General features: G+C 70.3%; 14 protein-coding genes and 1 tRNA gene. 7 read left to right on the top strand and 8 right to left on the bottom strand.

The genetic code is table 11. From position 1 onward, the window contains the following. Positions 1–56 precede the first annotated feature (56 nt). Complete coding sequence (locus OHS71_RS25795; protein ID WP_328481702.1) at positions 57–1619, bottom strand: purple acid phosphatase family protein; 1563 nt, start codon at positions 1617–1619, stop codon at positions 57–59. Between the two features lie 186 nt (positions 1620–1805). Between OHS71_RS25795 and OHS71_RS25790 the strand changes: the two genes are divergently transcribed. After that, the gene (locus OHS71_RS25790) at positions 1806–2063 is read left to right on the top strand and encodes a hypothetical protein (RefSeq protein WP_328481701.1); all 258 of its coding nucleotides are present in this window, start codon (positions 1806–1808) and stop codon (positions 2061–2063) included. A gap of 24 nt (positions 2064–2087) precedes the next feature. Next, entirely contained in the window at positions 2088–3905 is a 1818-nt protein-coding gene (gene glmS, locus OHS71_RS25785; protein ID WP_328481700.1) for a glutamine--fructose-6-phosphate transaminase (isomerizing), read from the top strand. Positions 3906–4005: 100 nt separating this feature from the next. Here the strand turns inward: glmS and OHS71_RS25780 are convergent, their stop codons facing one another. Next, positions 4006–4572 carry a GPR1/FUN34/YaaH family transporter gene (locus OHS71_RS25780; RefSeq protein WP_328481699.1) on the bottom strand — a complete coding sequence of 189 codons (567 nt, stop codon included), beginning with the start codon at positions 4570–4572 and terminating at the stop codon, positions 4006–4008. Positions 4573–4720: 148 nt separating this feature from the next. Further along, positions 4721–5248, bottom strand: coding sequence for a universal stress protein (locus tag OHS71_RS25775; protein ID WP_189918147.1), 528 nt, complete (start codon positions 5246–5248; stop codon positions 4721–4723). Between the two features lie 373 nt (positions 5249–5621). Here OHS71_RS25775 and OHS71_RS25770 point away from each other — a divergent pair, with 373 nt between their 5' ends. From OHS71_RS25770 to OHS71_RS25755, 4 genes are all read left to right on the top strand, one after another. Further along, positions 5622–5951 carry a hypothetical protein gene (locus OHS71_RS25770; RefSeq protein ID WP_328484648.1) on the top strand — a complete coding sequence of 110 codons (330 nt, stop codon included), beginning with the start codon at positions 5622–5624 and terminating at the stop codon, positions 5949–5951. Positions 5952–6328: 377 nt separating this feature from the next. Next, complete coding sequence (locus tag OHS71_RS25765) at positions 6329–7546, top strand: helix-turn-helix domain-containing protein (protein ID WP_328481698.1); 1218 nt, start codon at positions 6329–6331, stop codon at positions 7544–7546. A 115-nt stretch (positions 7547–7661) separates the two neighbouring features. Beyond that, a complete protein-coding gene (gene orn / locus OHS71_RS25760) occupies positions 7662–8264 on the top strand; it encodes an oligoribonuclease (protein WP_328481697.1) in 603 nt (200 codons plus the stop codon). 96 nt (positions 8265–8360) lie between these two features. After that, a tRNA-His gene (locus OHS71_RS25755) sits at positions 8361–8433 on the top strand. Between the two features lie 94 nt (positions 8434–8527). Here the strand turns inward: OHS71_RS25755 and OHS71_RS25750 are convergent. The 5 genes from OHS71_RS25750 to OHS71_RS25730 all read right to left on the bottom strand — a co-directional run bounded on the left by OHS71_RS25750 (position 8528) and on the right by OHS71_RS25730 (position 15149). Next, complete coding sequence (locus OHS71_RS25750) at positions 8528–9583, bottom strand: LacI family DNA-binding transcriptional regulator (RefSeq protein ID WP_328481696.1); 1056 nt, start codon at positions 9581–9583, stop codon at positions 8528–8530. Between the two features lie 303 nt (positions 9584–9886). Then, entirely contained in the window at positions 9887–11335 is a 1449-nt protein-coding gene (locus OHS71_RS25745) for a GH1 family beta-glucosidase (RefSeq protein WP_328481695.1), read from the bottom strand. Between the two features lie 182 nt (positions 11336–11517). Then, positions 11518–12438 (bottom strand): carbohydrate ABC transporter permease, encoded by a 921-nt coding sequence (locus OHS71_RS25740; RefSeq protein ID WP_328481694.1) that lies wholly within the window; start codon positions 12436–12438, stop codon positions 11518–11520. Positions 12439–12452: 14 nt separating this feature from the next. Beyond that, complete coding sequence (locus OHS71_RS25735; RefSeq protein ID WP_328481693.1) at positions 12453–13445, bottom strand: carbohydrate ABC transporter permease; 993 nt, start codon at positions 13443–13445, stop codon at positions 12453–12455. 384 nt (positions 13446–13829) lie between these two features. Further along, positions 13830–15149: an ABC transporter substrate-binding protein gene (locus OHS71_RS25730; RefSeq protein ID WP_328481692.1), complete on the bottom strand. Its 1320-nt coding sequence runs from the start codon at positions 15147–15149 to the stop codon at positions 13830–13832. Positions 15150–15892: 743 nt separating this feature from the next. On the opposite strand from OHS71_RS25730, the gene OHS71_RS25725 reads away from it, so the two are divergent. Further along, entirely contained in the window at positions 15893–17326 is a 1434-nt protein-coding gene (locus OHS71_RS25725) for a GH1 family beta-glucosidase (RefSeq protein WP_328481691.1), read from the top strand. Positions 17327–17341: the final 15 nt, after the last annotated feature.

Below are 17341 nucleotides of genomic sequence, written 5' to 3'. Positions count from 1 at the left end.
GGGGGCCGGTGTGCGGGGTCGGCTGTGCGCCCCGCCTTCCGGGCGCACAGCCGGGGCTACTTCGCCTTGCGGGCCACCGTGAAGTGGTCGATGCGGTCGCCCGTCTCGGCGATGCCCTGGACCTTCAGAGTCGTGTACTGACCCTTCGGCGCGGGGGTGACGTCCACGCGCAGGAACGAGTAGTTCAGGTAGCGGACGCGCGACCAGGTGACGGTCTCGTTCTGCTTACCGCCCTTGAGGTTGATGAAGGAGGCCACCGAGTCGACCTCGTTCTCGTGCCCCTCGTAGGAGTCCGGGGCCGTGAAGGCGTAGAGGCTGCGGCCGGCCGCGCCCGCCGTGACGTAGACGACACCTTCGGTCTCGGGGTACGCCGTGCCGCCGATCGGGAGCTTCTTGGTGACGGTGTTGCCCTTGATGACGTCGGTGCGCTCGTACTGGTGGTTGTGGCCGTTGATGACCAGGTCCACCTGGTACTTGTCGAACAACGGCACCCACTCCTGGCGGACGCCCCCCTCCGAGGCGTGCGCGGTGGAGGTGCAGTACGCGCAGTGGTGGAAGAACACGACGACGAAGTCGATGTCCTTCGCGGCGCGGAACTTCTTCAGCTGGCTCTCGAACCACTTGGTCTGGGTGCCGCCGGAGATACCGAGGTTGGCCGGGATCTCGAAGGAGACGTCGTTGGGGTCCAGCGAGATGATCGCCGTGTTGCCGTAGACGAAGGAGTAGACGCCCGGGAGGTTCTTCTTGTCCGGGCCGTTGTCCGGGAGGTTCCAGCGGGCTTCCTCGCCGCCGTAGCCGTTGGGCGAGTACCAGGCCTCCATGTCGTGGTTGCCGAACGACACCATCCACGGCACGGACTTGGCGACGGACTCGGTCTGGGCGAGGAACTGGTCCCAGGTGCGCGAGTCGAACACCGTGTCGGAGGTCTTGCCCTGACCGGCCGGGTCGCCGTAGGCGATGTCACCGGCGTGCAGGTGGAAGGACGGGTTCTGGCCGAGGATCAGGCTGTCGTTGGCCAGGGCGTGGTAGCTGACGCCCTGGTCGCCGAAGGCCGTGAACGTGAACGGCGCCTTGTGGGCGGGGGCCGTGGTGAAGGTGCCGATGGTGCCCGCGAACTGCGGCGCGGCCGGGTCGAAGCCGTCGTGGCCGACGCCGTAGAAGTAGGTCCTGCCGGGCTTGAGGCGGGTCAGCGCGGCGTGCACGTAGTACTGGGTGTGGTCGCCGCTGGCGCCGACGCCGGCCGGGGTGTAGAGGGTGCGGATCTCGGCGTCGATCCTGACCGAGAGGTGCGAGGCGTGGGTGCCGATGCGGATGAAGGGCTTCTTCACCGCGACCGGGACCTGCCAGGAGACGGTGATCTCGGTACGCGGGTCGTTGCCGTAGGCGAGGTGGCGGCCGAAGGGCGCCACGTAGGCGCCGTCGACGGTCTCGGTGTGCGAGAGGGGCTGCGTGCGAACGGCGGCCTGTGCCGTGGCCCCGGTGACGAACGCGCCACCGGTGACGGCACCGAGCGTGACGGCGCCGCCTCTGATCATCGTGCGCCGGGAGAACCTGGCGCGCAGGTACTCGTGCTGCTCGGCCATGCTCATGCGGTCGGCGAGCTGCTCGGGTACGCCCATGCGAGGAGTGTCCATGACGTCTGAAACTCGTCGCCCCGGGCGACGGGCCGCAAGCCGCCGAATGGACGGTTGGGGAACAGCGGCTCATAACACATTCAAGGTTCCCCCAAGGCTCCTTAACAGGGGCCTGCCCGAATTCGGGCACGATTCTTGCGAAACTGGCTCGCGTACCCCAGGATCTACCGGGTGCACGACGAACTTGTTGATCACCTGACGCGCTCCTCACCCCTCCAGCGGGGCGAGGCGCTGCGGGTGATCCAGGACGTGCTCGCCTACTTCGACGAGACGACCGAGGACTACGTCCGTCGCCGCCACCGCGAGCTCCAGGCCCAGGGCCTGGTCAACGCGGAGATCTTCGAACGGGTCGAGGCGGACCTGAAATACCGTGCGGTGGCGCCGCCCGAGCTCACGCTCAGGCAGCTGCGGCGCATCGTCTACGGGTGATCGAAAGCTTGGGGATACCTACACATGTGCGGAATCGTCGGATACATCGGCAGGCGTGACGTCGCCCCGCTGCTGCTCGAAGGCCTTCAGCGGCTCGAGTACCGCGGGTACGACTCGGCGGGCATCGTCGTGACCTCCCCGAAGACGGCCGGCCTGAAGATGGTCAAGGCCAAGGGCCGGGTCCGCGACCTGGAGGCCAAGGTCCCGGCGCGCTTCAAGGGCACGACCGGCATCGCCCACACCCGCTGGGCCACCCACGGCGCGCCCTCCGACGTGAACGCCCACCCGCACATGTCGGCCGACCTCAAGGTCGCCGTCGTCCACAACGGCATCATCGACAACGCCTCCGACCTGCGCAGGAAGCTCGAGGCCGACGGCGTCGAGTTCCTGTCCGAGACGGACACCGAGGTGCTCGTCCACCTCATCGCCCGCGCCCAGGCCGAGAAGCTCGAGGACAAGGTCCGCGAGGCGCTGCGCGTGGTCGAGGGCACGTACGGCATCGCCGTCATGCACGCCGACTTCAACGACCGGATCGTCGTCGCCCGCAACGGCTCCCCGGTCGTCCTCGGCATCGGTGAGAAGGAGATGTTCGTCGCCTCGGACATCGCCGCGCTGGTCGCCCACACCCGCCAGATCGTCACCCTCGACGACGGCGAGATGGCCACCCTCAAGGCCGACGACTTCCGCACCTACACCACCGAGGGCACGCGCACCACCGCCGAGCCCACCACCGTCGAGTGGGAGGCCGCCTCCTACGACATGGGCGGCCACGACACCTACATGCACAAGGAGATCCACGAGCAGGCCGACGCCGTGGACCGCGTGCTGCGCGGCCGCATCGACGACCGCTTCTCCACCGTGCACCTCGGCGGCCTCAACCTGGACGCCCGTGAGGCCCGCCAGATCCGCCGGGTGAAGATCCTCGGCTGCGGCACCTCGTACCACGCGGGCATGATCGGCGCCCAGATGATCGAGGAGCTCGCCCGCATCCCCGCGGACGCCGAGCCCGCCTCCGAGTTCCGCTACCGCAACGCGGTCGTGGACCCCGACACCCTGTACATCGCCGTCTCGCAGTCCGGTGAGACGTACGACGTGCTGGCGGCCGTCCAGGAGCTGAAGCGCAAGGGTGCCCGGGTGCTGGGCGTGGTCAACGTCGTCGGCTCGGCGATCGCCCGCGAGGCGGACGGCGGCGTGTACGTGCACGCGGGCCCCGAGGTCTGCGTCGTCTCGACGAAGTGCTTCACGAACACCACGGTCGCCTTCGCGCTGCTCGCCCTGCACCTCGGCCGCACCCGCGACCTCTCCGTGCGCGACGGCAAGCGGATCATCGAGGGTCTGCGCAAGCTGCCCGCCCAGATCGCCGAGATCATGGAGCAGGAGGCGGAGATCGAGAAGCTCGCCGAGACGCTCGCCGAGGCCCGCTCGATGCTGTTCATCGGCCGCGTCCGGGGCTACCCGGTCGCCCGTGAGGCCTCGCTGAAGCTGAAGGAGGTCTCGTACATCCACGCCGAGGCCTACCCGGCCTCCGAGCTCAAGCACGGTCCGCTGGCCCTCATCGAGCCCGCGCTCCCGACGGTCGCGATCGTCCCGGACGACGACCTGCTGGAGAAGAACCGCGCCGCCCTGGAGGAGATCAAGGCCCGCAGCGGCAAGATCATCGCGGTGGCCCACCAGGAGCAGGAGAAGGCCGACCAGACGGTCCTCGTCCCCAAGAACGAGGACGAGCTCGACCCGATCCTCATGGGCATCCCGCTCCAGCTCCTCGCCTACTACACGGCGAAGGCGCTCGGCCGCGACATCGACAAGCCGAGGAACCTCGCGAAGTCGGTGACGGTCGAGTAGCCCTCCCCGCTCGCACGGAACGGCCCCTCACGCGCGCCACCCGCGCGTGAGGGGCCGTTCTCCTGCCGGGGACGCCCGACTCCCCGGCGCCGGCTGCCGATCAGCCCGTGGCCGTCACGCCGGGGCGGGCAGCACGTCGGGAGAACGCCGTCGGCCAGTGGGCCAGCGCCGCGGTCGCCGCGTACCAGGCCACCGCGCCCGCCGCGACGGCGAACCAGCCGCCCGCCTTGGTGAGCCCGTCACTGTCGGCGAACCGGGCGACGGCCATCAGCACGAGGCCGACGCAGAACAACCCGTAGGCCACCTGGCCGAGTTGGTCGCCACCGGCGAGCGTCAGGGAGAGCGCCACGAGGGCGAACAGGAGCAGGAACAGCCCTGCGGCGTTGTCGGAGACCTGGGCCCCGGCGGAGACCGCCCAGGTGAACCAGAAGGCGCCGAGGACGGTGCAGGCGGTGCCGGTGGCCGTGTCGCGGTCCCGCAGGGCGAGCAGGCCGGCGAGGAACAGCGCCACGCCGCCGATGTAGTGGGCGATGGATACGGCGTCCGCAGCCGTCACGCCGTCGATGAGGTCGGTGTACCCGAGCCCGAACGCCAACAGGGTGACACCCAGGGCGAGTCGGCCGGCGATCGTGGTGGTGCTGCTTCCCGCAGAGACGTCGTTGTCCACGGCAAGCTCCCTTCATGCCTGTGCAGTTGTGTGAGCGATATATGCCCTTCACAAAGGCACAAACACCCCTACGCGTCAGTAGATTCATGCTGGCGCGAGCAGGGGGTCCCAAGGACCCGGTTCTCATCCCACCTGGGAGGACCGGGAGTTACGGAATGACGATGACGGGCCGCTTCGCCCGCTTGGCGAGCCGCCCCGCGACGGAGCCGAAGATCCGGCCGACGATGCCGTGGGTCGAGCCGACGACGATCGCGTCGGCCTCGTACTCCCGCCCCACCTCTTCGAGTTCGTGGCAGATGTCGCCGCCGCGCTCGACCAGGATCCACGGCACCTCGGCCAGGTACTCCGCGCACGCGAGCTCCAGACCGAGCACCTCGGTGCGGTGGTCCGGCACGTCGACGAAGACGGGCGGCTCACAGCCGGCCCACACCGTGGTGGGCAGCCGGTTGGCGACGTGGACGATGATCAGCCCCGAGCCGGAGCGGTGGGCCATCCCTATGGCGTACGCGAGAGCGCGTTCACTGGAGGTGGAGCCGTCGAAACCGACGACCACGCCGTGCTTGAAGGCGGGATCGCAGGAATGGCGTGCCTCTTCGGCCGCCAGGGGCTCGGCCGCCGTGGGATCGGCGACGGGCCGCTTGCGGTCCGCGGGTTCGAAGAATTCGTGACCGGCCATGACTGTCTCGGCGTGTCGATCCTTGTAAGGGTGGACGGCGGTGAGCGGCGGAGCTGTCCGGGAATCATCTTCCCAACCCCATACCCCCAAGGGTACGGCGGAACGCCTCCTGGGCCCAGATTTCGCACGCCCTGGGTGGGGGTTCCAGGGAGCATGCACGAGCCGACGCCCGTAACGCAATGGTTGCTGCCCCGTACAGGCGGTTTGCACAGGATTCACTTACCGGGACGGTCCTGGCAGTGACCGACCGCTCGAACAGGCGTTGAACCTCCTGTACCGCCGCGGCACCCCCCGCCGCACCGCTCCCGCCCCGCAGCCCCGCACCGCCCTGATCACCCGCCGCACCGCCACCCCGGGAAGGAGACCCGCTCCCGTGCACCCGTCCCGCGCCACGTCCGAGACCCGCCCCGGCGACGACCGGACGACCGACCTGATCCGCTGGGCGGCCTTCAGCTGCTTCCTGGTCCCGGTGGTCCTCCTCTGGTACGGCACCTCGCTGGCCGGCACCGCCGGAACCGCCCTCGGGCTCGCCGCTGTCACGGCCGTCTGCCGGGTGCTGCTGCGCCGGTCCGAGCGGTGCGCGGTCCGGTTGCTCGACGAGGAGGCCGTGCCACGGGAGCACCACCGGGGGCGCCGTCAGCGCACCGGAACGGGGTCCCACCGTGGCGGTCGTCACTCCGGGGGAAACTCACCGGTCGGTTGACCGGTTTTCACACACGGAACCGCTTCTTTTCAGCCAACTTCCGGTGATGGCGCATCCCTTGCCCCCACCACCCCCCACCCCCCGTTCCACCTGCACGGAAAGGGCCTCAGGGGGCTTGCGCACCCTACGGGGATTGGCCACCGCACCGAGGCGCACTTCCCTGCACGGCCCACGAGTGCAACGCTTCGTGATCGAATGCTTCACGCCAAGTTGCCATGTCGACAATCTGCCGGGTGGTGAACTGGCCACGCCGGCATTGTGCGACACGTTAGATTCGATCTTGACTGTCTACGGCGGGGGACTCGTGCAGGACCGAGGGGAAACGTGCAGGAGCGACACAACCGAGGAGCCGCGACCACCGAGGGGGGCTTAGCAGGATGAGCCACGACTCCACTGCCGCGCCGGAAGCCGCGGCCCGGAAACTTTCCGGGCGACGCCGCAAGGAGATCGTCGCGGTGCTGCTGTTCAGCGGCGGCCCCATATTCGAGAGTTCCATTCCGCTGTCGGTGTTCGGGATTGACCGCCAGGACGCCGGCGTACCGCGCTACCGCTTGCTGGTGTGCGGTGGCGAAGAAGGCCCGCTGCGGACCACAGGGGGCCTGGAACTCACCGCACCACATGGCCTGGAGGCGATCTCACGGGCGGGCACGGTCGTCGTGCCGGCCTGGCGTTCGATCACCTCTCCGCCACCGGAGGAGGCGCTCGACGCACTGCGCCGGGCGCACGAGGAGGGCGCCCGCATCGTGGGCCTGTGCACCGGCGCGTTCGTGCTGGCCGCCGCGGGTCTGCTGGACGGCCGCCCGGCCACGACCCACTGGATGTACGCGCCGACACTGGCCAAGCGCTATCCGTCGGTGCACGTGGATCCGCGCGAACTGTTCGTCGACGACGGCGATGTGCTGACATCGGCGGGCACGGCGGCCGGAATCGACCTCTGTCTGCACATCGTGCGGACAGATCACGGTAACGAGGCCGCGGGCGCGCTGGCCCGGCGGCTGGTCGTGCCACCGCGCCGGTCCGGCGGCCAGGAGCGCTACCTCGACCGGTCTTTACCCGAGGAGATCGGCGCCGACCCGCTCGCCGAGGTCGTCGCCTGGGCGCTGGAGCATCTCCACGAGCAGTTCGACGTGGAGACGCTGGCGGCACGCGCCTATATGAGCCGCCGCACCTTCGACCGCCGCTTCCGGTCCCTGACCGGCAGTGCGCCGCTCCAGTGGCTGATCACCCAGCGGGTGCTCCAGGCGCAGCGTCTGCTGGAGACGTCCGACTACTCGGTGGACGAGGTGGCGGGGCGCTGCGGGTTCCGTTCGCCGGTGGCCCTGCGCGGCCACTTCCGCCGGCAGCTCGGCTCGTCCCCGGCGGCGTACCGGGCGGCGTACCGGGCACGCAGGCCGCAGAGCGAACGGTCCACGGACAGCGAACCGTCGGCACCGCCGCCGCCTCCGGCGCTGCACCCGGACGCCCCGGGTCCGGTGCCGCCGCAGCTGCGGCGGACGGCCGGGATGGGCTCCTCGGCGTCCCTGCCGTCCGAGCACGCGCGCGACGCGTACGCGACCTCGCGGGCGAGCCTGCCGGGGCAGCGCAGCGGTACCTGAGCGGGTGAGGAACGTCTCGGGCGCCGGCCGGGCCGATCGGTCCGGCCGGCGCCCTCGCACGAGAGCGTCCCCCTCGGGGCACCTCAAAACCCGACGTCAGCTTTAGGGTGGTCGCATGAACGATCGCATGGTGTGGATCGACTGCGAGATGACCGGCCTCTCGCTGTCCGACGACGCTCTCATCGAGGTAGCCGCCCTCGTCACCGACTCCGAGCTGAACGTGCTCGGGGACGGCGTGGACATCGTCATCCGCCCGCCGGCCGAGGCACTGGAGACGATGCCGGAGGTGGTGCGGCAGATGCACACCACGTCCGGGCTCCTCGACGAGCTGGACGGCGGGACGACCCTCGCGGAGGCCGAGGCCCAGGTACTGGCGTATGTACGGGAGCACGTGAAGGAGCCGGGCAAGGCTCCCCTGTGCGGAAACTCCGTCGGCACGGACCGCGGCTTCCTCGCCCGGGACATGACCGCCCTCGAGGGCTATCTGCACTACCGGATCGTCGATGTGTCGTCGGTCAAGGAGCTCGCCCGGCGCTGGTACCCGCGGGCGTACTTCAACAGCCCCCCGAAGAACGGCAACCACCGCGCCCTCGCGGACATCCGCGAGTCCATCGCCGAACTGCGCTACTACCGCGAGGCCGTCTTCGTGCCGCAGCCCGGACCGGACTCCGACACCGCCCGCACCATCGCCGCGAAGCACGTGCTGCCCGGAGCCTGACGGCGCCCCGGAAAAGCCGTGCGCGAGCACCCCTCCCGACCCTGTACACTTTTTCTCGGCCGGTAGGGAGACCACAAAGTCCAACTGCCGGGCGTGGTGGGTGTAGCTCAGCTGGTAGAGCACCTGGTTGTGGTCCAGGATGCCGCGGGTTCGAGTCCCGTCACTCACCCTGAGTAATCAGCCGGTGATCTCCTGCGAAGGAGATCACCGGCTGATCGCGTTGCAGGAGCGGCCCGCCGTGCACGGGCCCCCCGTTCCTCCCCTCACGACGAAGCGCGCTCCACCAGCTTCGTCGCCAGCACCACCTGCCGCCGCTCCAAGCCCCGGGACACCGTCGGACGGCTGTCCGCGATCTCCGACAGCAGCAGGTCGATCATCCTGCGGCCCATCTCCTCGATGGGCTGGCGGACGCTGGTGAGCGGCGGGTCCATGTGCCGGGCTATGGCCGAGTCGTCGTACCCGACCAGGGCCACGTCGTCGGGGATACGGCGGCCCTGCTCGCGCAGGACCTGCCGGGCGCCGGCCGCCATCACGTCCGAACCGGCGAACACCGCGTCCAGGCCGGGGCGGCGGCCGAGCAGCGCGGTCATGGCGCGGCGCCCGCCCTCCTCGGTGAAGTCCCCCGGCTCGATGAGCTGTTCGTCCGCCGCGTGACCCGCGTCGCGCAGCGCCTCGCGGTAGCCGTCGACGCGGCGCTGGGCGCCGTACACGTCGAGGCGGCCGGTGATGTGGGCGATCTCGCGGCAGCCACGGGCCAGCAGGTGTTCGACGGCGGAGCGGCCGCCGCCGTAGTTGTCGGAGTCCACCGACGCCAGCGACTCGCGTGCCGACCTCGGGCCGCTGATCACGGCGGGGATCTCCAACTGGGCGAGCAGATCCGGCAGCGGGTCGTCGGCGTGCACGGACACCAGCAGGACGCCGTCCACCCGGTGCGCGGCCAGGTACTCGGCGAGCCGGCGGCGCTCCTTGTCGCTGCCCGCGAAGATCAGCAGGAGCTGCATCTCCGTGTCCGACAGCTCGGCCCCGACGCCCTTCAGCATGTCCGAGAAGTACGGCTCCGCGAAGAAGCGGGTCTCCGGCTCCGGGACGACCAGGGCGATGGCGTCCGTGCGGTTGGCGGCCAGGGCACGGGCGGCCGTGTTCGGGACGTAGCCGAGTTCGGCGACCGCCGCCTCGACGGCCGCGCGGGTCGCGTCGCTGACGCGGGGCGAGCCGTTGATGACCCGGGAGACCGTGCCGCGACCGACTCCGGCACGAGCGGCGACCTCCTCCAGGGTGGGCCGGCGGCCGCCCCGGCTCCGCCCACTGCTGACCGTCATGGTCGCCGCCTTCCGTTCGCAGCATTCAGGCCAGGAATGTAACAGTCGTGGCCCCGCCCCTCCCCGGTCCATTCTCCCTTGCCGACCGGCGGTTTCCCGCACCGGGCCGCCGGAGACGCGGCGGGGACGACCGGTGTCCCGGCGGCGTCCGTCCGGACCGGTGTCCGTACCCGGCCGGGCACCAGCCGCCCGGCCCCCGTTTCCCCCTCTCCCGCACACTCCCGCACGCTCACGCGTGAGCGCCGCGGGACCGCGTGCGGGAGACGGCCGGGGTCCGGCCCCGGGCTGCTGGGCGGCGGGGGCTCACTCCTGCCCGGCGGCCGGCAGCGCGTTCCGCCGGATCACCTCGGCGTACCAGTGGGCGCTCGCCTTGGGGATGCGGCGCTGGGTGGAGTAGTCGACGTAGACGGCGCCGAAGCGCTTCGAGTAGCCGTAGGACCACTCGAAGTTGTCCAGCAGGGACCACAGGAAGTAGCCGCGCACATCGGCTCCGTCGGCCACCGCCCGGCGGACGGCGTCCAGGTGCGCGTGCAGGTAGGCGATCCGCTGCGGGTCGTTCACCCGGCCCTCGGGAGAGACGTAGTCGTCGAAGGCGGCGCCGTTCTCGGTGACCATCAGCGGCAGCTGGGGGTGCGACGCGGCCAGGCCGGTCAGCAGGGTGTGCAGACCGTTGGGGTCGATGGCCCAGTTCATCGCGGTGAGCTGGTCGTTGGCGAGGTGGAAGTCGACGTGGTCGGAGCCGGTCCACGGGGAGTGCTCGCTCGCGCCGTGGCCGTCGTTCTTGGTGCCGGTCCCGTCACCGGCCGAGACCACGGTCGGGGCGTAGTAGTTGACGCCCAGCACGTCGATGGGGCGGGAGATCTCCTCCAGGTCGCCGTCGTGCACCAGCTCCGCCCAGTCGACCAGGTGAGCGGTGTCGGCGATCAGGTCCTCGGGGTAGGCGCCGTCCAGGACGGGGCCGGTGAAGATCCTGTTGCCGACCGCGTCGATCCGGCGGGCCGCTTCGGCGTCCTCGGGACTGTCGGTGAGGGGGCGCACCTGGTGCAGATTGAGAGTGAGGGAGGTCTGCGCGGACGCCGGCAGGGTCGTGCGCAGTGCCCCGACCGCCAGGCCGTGGCCCAGGTTGAGGTGATGGGCGGCGCGCAGGGTGGCGACCGGGTCGGTGCGGCCGGGGGCGTGCACACCGGAGCCGTAGCCCAGGAACGCCGAGCACCAGGGCTCGTTGAGGGTGGTCCACAGCCCGACGCGGTCCCCGAGGGCCCGGCCCATGATCTCCGCGTAGTCGGCGAAGCGGCGTGCGGTGTCGCGCTGCGGCCAGCCGCCCGCGTCCTCCAGCTCCTGCGGCAGGTCCCAGTGGTAGAGGGTGGCGACAGGGGTGATGCCCGCCTCCAGGAGCTCGTCGGTGAGCCGGCGGTAGAAGTCGAGTCCCCGCTCCACCGCGGGGCCCCGGCCGGTCGGCTGGACCCGGGACCAGGAGATCGAGAAGCGGTACGCGCCGAGGCCGAGGTCCTTCATGAGCGCCACGTCGTCGCGGTAGCGGTGGTAGTGGTCGGCGGCGATGTCACCGGTGTCGCCGTTGCGCACCTTGCCCGGGGTGTGGCTGTAGGTGTCCCAGATGGAGGGGGTCCGGCCGTCCTCCGCGGCGGCGCCCTCCACCTGGTACGCGGCGGTGGCGGCGCCCCAGACGAAGCCCGGGGGGAAGGAGGTGTCTGCGGCCGGCTCGGCCTTGGTCTCGGTTCGTACGGCAGTCATGGAGAGAACGCTCCCAAGTGGCGTGAGGAAGGGCCGGACGGTGATCCGGCGAATGGGGGGAAGCGGACGGGGGCACGGCTCTGGGCGCCCGGCCGGGCACGGCCCGCGTGCGGGGCGGGCCGTACGGAACGGCGACCGAGGGGTGCGGGAGCTCGTACCGGCACCCCGGCGGTCGCCCGGGATCAGCCCTTGACGGCGCCCGCCATGATGCCGCCGACGATCTGCTTGCCGAAGACGACGAAGACCAACAGCAGCGGCAGGGTGCTGATCAGCGCCCCGGCCATGACGATGCTCTGGTCGGGGGTGTAGGAGGCGCTGAGCTGGCCGAGTGCCACCTGGAGGGTGGGGTTCTCCTGGTTCAGGGCGAGGAAGGGCCAGAAGAAGTCGTTCCACGCCTGTACGAAGGTGAGCATGCCGAGGACCATCATCGCGGGCCGGGCGGCGGGCAGGACCACGTTCCAGACGATGCGGATGTTGGTCGCCCCGTCCACCTTGGCCGCCTCGATCAGCTCGTAGGGCAGGGCCTCCAGCAGGTACTGGCGCATGAAGAAGACGCCGAAGGCGCCGACCAGGGTCGGGAAGATCACCGACTCCAGCTTTCCGCCCCATCCGATGTCCGCCATCATCATGAACAGCGGGACGACGCTGAGCTGCGGCGGAATCGTCAGGGTGGCTATGACCGCGGTCATCAGGGCGCCACGGCCGCGGAAGCGCATCTTGGCGAAGGCGTAACCGGCCAGGGTGCAGAAGAACAGCGTGGCCGCGGTGATGCAGCCGGCCACGATGAAGCTGTTGACGATGGCCTTGCCCAAGTGGGCCTGCTCCCAGGCCGCTTGGAGGTTGCTCCACAGCCGTCCGCCCGGCAGGAACGGCGGCGGGTTGTCGAGGACCCGCTGCTGGTCGTGGGAGGCTGCCACCAGCGTCCAGTACAGCGGGAAGACGGAGCCCAGGCCGACGACGATCAAGGCGGCGTAGGTGAACGGGCCGCCCTTGAGGTGCTGGCCGGCGCCGAGCTTGAAACGGCTGCCCCTCTTGTCGGCCGAGGCGGGAAGCGGGGCCGGGACGAGGTCCGGCACGGTCTTGGTGGGACTGGTCGTGGTCATCGATATCGCTCCCGTCAGGCCGCGCTCTTGCGCATGAACCGGCCGACGATCCAGTTGATCAAGGCGATGAGCAGCAGCAGGACGAGCATGGCCCAGGCGACGGCCGCCGCCGGGCCCAGGTGCCCGAGCTTCCAGCCGTAGTTGAAGAGATAGATGCTGAGGGTCTCGTACTGGTGCTCGCTGCCGCCGACGGCGCCGATCGTGCCGCCCTGGAGCAGCAGCGGTTCACCGAACAGCTGCATGGAACCGATCGTCGAGATGACGATGGTGAAGAGGATCGTCGGCCGCAGCGAGGGAATGGTCACCTTGCGGAACTGCTGCCAGCGCGTCGCACCGTCGATCGACGCCGCTTCGTACAGGTCGGTGGGCACGGCCTGCATGGCCGCCAGGTAGATCAGCGCGTTGTAGCCGGTCCAGCGCCAGATCACGATGACGGAGATGGCGATCTTGGAGGTCCACTCGCCGTTGCCCCAGTCGGTGTTGCCGATGCCGACGAAGTGGAGCACCCAGTTGAGCAGGCCGCCGTCGGCCCGGAAGACCAGGGCGAAGACCAGGGCCGCGGTCGCCACCGAGGTCGCGTACGGGGTGAGGATCACCGTCCGCCAGAAGGTGCTGGCGCGCAGCTTGTAGTTGAGCAGGTGGGCGAGGCCCAGCGCCACGAGCAGCTGCGGGACGGTGGAGATGACACCGATCACGAATGTGTTGGTGACGGCCGTCCAGAACTCGGAGTCCTGGAGGATCTTGGCGAAGTTGTCCCAGCCGACCCACTCGGACTGGTCGAGGCCCGTCATCTCCACCCGGTGCATGGCTATCCAGCCCGTGTACAGGAGCGGGTAGAGCCCGAAGGCGCCGAAGATGAGGAAGAAGGGAGCGATGTACGCGTACGGCGACGCCTTGTCGTCGAAGCGCCACAGCCGTGTACGCCACGCGCTGGGTTCGTTCGACGTGACGCCGGAGCCGCCGGGTGGCGGGGTGTGGGCACCCCGTGTGGGGGTTGTGGTTGCCACGGAGGGAGTCCTTCCCTGGATATCTGGGCCGGGTAGGGGCGGGAGGCGGGTTCACGGGCCGGGCGCCGGTCTCGCCGCCCGCGCGAATCGGTACGGAGCCGGGCAGCCCGCGTCCCGGCGGTGACGGGGACCACCTCCTGCTCGCGCGGAGCCCGTCCGCGGCTCGTGCCACGTCGTCGGACTCCGGTCACCGGCCCCGGGCGACACGGTGGCGCGGCGTCCGGCGGGTGTCTGCCGGACGCCCGGACGCCGCAAAGCGGACCGGCGCCGGACGGCCGGCCCGGTGTGGACGGCCCCCGCGCCCGCGGCGCGGGAGCCGCCGCACGGCCCCGCGCGCCACAACGCGGTGCGGGCAGCCCCGGGGGCCGCCCGCACCTGCGGGTGTCAGCCGATCACCTTGTCGATGGTCTCGGTCGCGGCCTTCCACGCGGCGTCGGGCTTGGTGCCGCGCTGCTCCATGTTGTTGATCTGCGTGGAGATGGTGTCCTTGATCGTGGCGTCCTTCGGGCCGAGCACGGTCTCGGGGATGGCGTTGGCCTCGTCGGCGTAGATCTGGCCGATCGGGGCGTCACTGAAGTACGGGAGCTTCGCGTTCTTGACGTCGGCGAGCTCGTAGGCGCCCTTGTTGGACGGGAAGACGCCGATCGCCTTGAACACGGCGGCCTGCTGCTCGGGAGCGGTCAGCCACTTGACCAGCTCGGCGGCCTCCTTGGTGTGCTTGCCGGTCTTGGGCACGGCGAGGAAGGAGCCGCCCCAGTTGGCCGCCGTGGCGCCGGGCGCACGGCTGATGTCCCACTTGCCCTTGAAGGAGTCACCGGAGTTGATGGAGATCTGGCCGGCCATCCAGGCGGGGCACGCCACGGTGGCGACGGAGCCCTTGCGCAGCGCCGCCTTCCACGGGTCGGTGAACTGCGGCAGACCCTGGCTCAGCTTCTTCGACGCGGCCTCGGCGGACAGGTTCCAGCCCTGCTGCACGGAGGGGCTGTCCTTGTAGATCGCCTTGCCGTCGGCGTCGTAGTACTGCTGCGGGGAGGAACCGACGACCGCGTTGTACATGGCGCTCGCGGAGTCCATGAAGTAGGTGCCCTTGGGCGCCTTCGCCTTGAACTTCTCGCCGAGCTTGATGTAGTCCTCCCAGCCTCCCTTGACCGCGGCCGCGACGGCTTCGCGGTCGGTCGGCAGGCCCGCCTGCTCGAAGAGGTCCTTGCGATAGCACAGGGACATCGGGCCGATGTCGGTGCCGGCGCCTATGACCGTGCCGTCCTTCGCGGTGGCCTGCTTCTCCTTCCAGGAGACCCAGTCGGCCACGTTGATCGTCTTGCTCAGGTCGGTGAACTTGGCCGCCTGGGTGTCGACGACCTCCTTGATGCGGCCGACCTCGATGCCGGTGACGTCCGCCAGACCGCTGCCCGTGTTCAGCTGCTGAAGAAGCTTCGGGTAGTAGTCCTGCTCGTTGGCGGTCGTCTCCTCCTTCACCGTGATGTTCGGGTGCAACGAGTGGTACTTGTCGAACAGGCCGGCTTCCTTGTAGCCGAACTGCCCGAAGTCGGCCACCTTGAGAGTGATGTTCCCGTTGGAGTCCGAGGCGTCCGAGTCGCCGTCGTCGCTGCAGCCGGTCAGCAGCAGCGCCGAGGCCGTCAGGACCGTGGTGGTCAGGGCCGCTGCTCTGCGGCCGCGACCGCCGCTGGTACGGGTGATGCGCATTCCACTACTCCTTGTTCCAGTGGGGAACGGGATCTCAGGAATCGGACCGCCGGGGTTCGACGCTCCCGACCTGCCCTCTCGATTCGAGCGGTGGCCAGCCCACAGCACTCGGGGTGCGGTGAAAAGGTGCTGGTCAACGATGCGCCAGGTGCGGCAGAGGGAAGGACTGTTGGTAGTTCGGTTCACGGAGGAGAGGGCCCTCGACTGTCCGTGGGACCGCTCCCACGCGGCATGCCGGAAGACTCCTTCCTGCCGGAGCGGGTGTCAAGACTTGAAAACGGCGTTGTTGCGCAAGCGTGTTCTCGACGTCACGTGAATGTGTCGCGCCGGACCAGGTCGCCCGCAAGGACATCAGCCCGTCCCCCGCTGGAATCACGCAGGTCACGACCGGGCCGGCGCCCGGCACGGGAGGCGGGTGCCCCGCACCGGCATCCGCGCCGCGATTTTCCGGGCCGCGACGAGCCGGGTTCGCACGGGCCGCCGGAAGGTGAACGATCAGCCGCGCGCCGCACCGGAGGGGGCGCCACCGGGCGGTGCGGCAGTCGACGCGGCCGGCGGGGCGGGGGCCGGGGAGCAGGTTCCGGGTGTGGCGCGCGGCCGTGCGGAACGGGGGGCGCGGAACGTGACCGGGCCCGCGCCGACGGGAGACGGGCCGACGGACCGGACCTTTCCCGCGCCCCCCTTTTGCCGTGGGAGCGCTCCCATGCATAATGGGCGCTCACCCGACCCACGGGAGCGACGACATGCCCGACCTGATGACCGCGGCCTTTCCTCCCGCCTTCCTCTGGGGCGCCGCGACGTCCGCGTACCAGATCGAGGGCGCGGTGCGGGAGGACGGCCGCACGCCCTCCATCTGGGACACCTTCAGCCATACGCCGGGAAGGACGGCCGGCGGCGATACCGGTGACATCGCTGTCGACCACTACCACCGCTACCGCGAAGACGTGGCTCTGATGGCGGACCTGGGCCTGTCCGCGTACCGCTTCTCGGTCTCCTGGCCCCGGGTCCGGCCCACCGGCCGCGGCCCCGCCGTACAAGTGGGCCTCGACTTCTACCGCCGCCTGGTGGACGAGCTGCTCGCGCACGGCATCAAGCCCGCCGTCACCCTGTACCACTGGGACCTGCCCCAGGAGCTGGAGGACGCGGGCGGCTGGCCCGAGCGGGACACGGCGTACCGCTTCGCCGAGTACGCGCAGATCGTCGGCGCGGCGCTCGGCGACCGGGTGGAACAGTGGATCACCCTCAACGAGCCCTGGTGCAGCGCCTTCCTGGGCTACGGCTCCGGTGTGCACGCGCCCGGCCGTACCGATCCGGCGGCCTCACTGCGGGCGGCCCATCACCTCAACCTGGCGCACGGCCTCGGCACGTCCGCGCTGCGCTCGGTCATGCCGGCCCGCAACACCGTCGCCGTCAGCCTCAACTCCTCCGTGGTCAGGCCGCTTTCGCAGGACCCGGCGGACCTGGCCGCGGCCCGCAGGATCGACGACCTGGCCAACGGTGTGTTCCACGGCCCCATGCTGCACGGCGCGTACCCGCAGACCCTGTTCGCGGCGACGGAGTCCGTCACCGACTGGTCCTTCGTCCAGACCGGCGACCTGGCGGCGATCAACCAGCCGCTGGACGCGCTGGGCCTCAACTACTACACGCCGACGCTGGTGTCGGCGGCCGCCTCCGAGGCCGGCGGTCCGCGGGCCGACGGTCACGGGGGCGGCTCGCACAGCCCGTGGCCGGGTGCGGACGACGTGGCCTTCCACCAGACGCCGGGCGAGCGCACCGAGATGGGCTGGACCATCGACCCGACCGGTCTGCACGACCTGATCACGCGCTACACCCGCGAGGCCCCGGGCCTGCCCCTCTACATCACGGAGAACGGCGCGGCCTACGACGACAAGCCCGGCCCGGACGGCCGCGTCCACGATCCGGAGCGCATCGCCTACCTGCACGGCCACCTGACGGCGGTCCGCCGGGCCATGGCCGACGGCGCGGACGTCCGCGGCTACTACCTGTGGTCCCTGATGGACAACTTCGAGTGGGCCTACGGCTACGAGAAGCGCTTCGGAGCGGTCCACGTCGACTACGCGACGCTGGCCCGCACCCCGAAGGCCAGCGCCCACTGGTACGGGCAGGCCGCCCGCACGGGCACGCTGCCCTCGCTGGAAACGGGCCTGATCGCCTGAACTTCCCCGAACCGG

It is taken from the genome of Streptomyces sp. NBC_00377 (assembly GCF_036075115.1).
Classification (GTDB): Bacteria; Actinomycetota; Actinomycetes; order Streptomycetales; family Streptomycetaceae; genus Streptomyces.
This window is presented reverse-complemented; position numbering and strand designations above follow the sequence as displayed.

Coding starts and splice junctions, on each gene's coding strand:
- OHS71_RS25725 (WP_328481691.1), top strand. CDS start 15,893: ATGCCCGACCTGATGACCGCGGCCTTTCCTCCCGCCTTCCTCTGGGGC.
- OHS71_RS25750 (WP_328481696.1), bottom strand. CDS start 9,583: ATGACGGTCAGCAGTGGGCGGAGCCGGGGCGGCCGCCGGCCCACCCTG.
- glmS (WP_328481700.1), top strand. CDS start 2,088: ATGTGCGGAATCGTCGGATACATCGGCAGGCGTGACGTCGCCCCGCTG.
- orn (WP_328481697.1), top strand. CDS start 7,662: ATGAACGATCGCATGGTGTGGATCGACTGCGAGATGACCGGCCTCTCG.
- OHS71_RS25795 (WP_328481702.1), bottom strand. CDS start 1,619: ATGGGCGTACCCGAGCAGCTCGCCGACCGCATGAGCATGGCCGAGCAG.
- OHS71_RS25730 (WP_328481692.1), bottom strand. CDS start 15,149: ATGCGCATCACCCGTACCAGCGGCGGTCGCGGCCGCAGAGCAGCGGCC.
- OHS71_RS25740 (WP_328481694.1), bottom strand. CDS start 12,438: ATGACCACGACCAGTCCCACCAAGACCGTGCCGGACCTCGTCCCGGCC.
- OHS71_RS25745 (WP_328481695.1), bottom strand. CDS start 11,335: ATGACTGCCGTACGAACCGAGACCAAGGCCGAGCCGGCCGCAGACACC.
- OHS71_RS25765 (WP_328481698.1), top strand. CDS start 6,329: ATGAGCCACGACTCCACTGCCGCGCCGGAAGCCGCGGCCCGGAAACTT.
- OHS71_RS25775 (WP_189918147.1), bottom strand. CDS start 5,248: ATGGCCGGTCACGAATTCTTCGAACCCGCGGACCGCAAGCGGCCCGTC.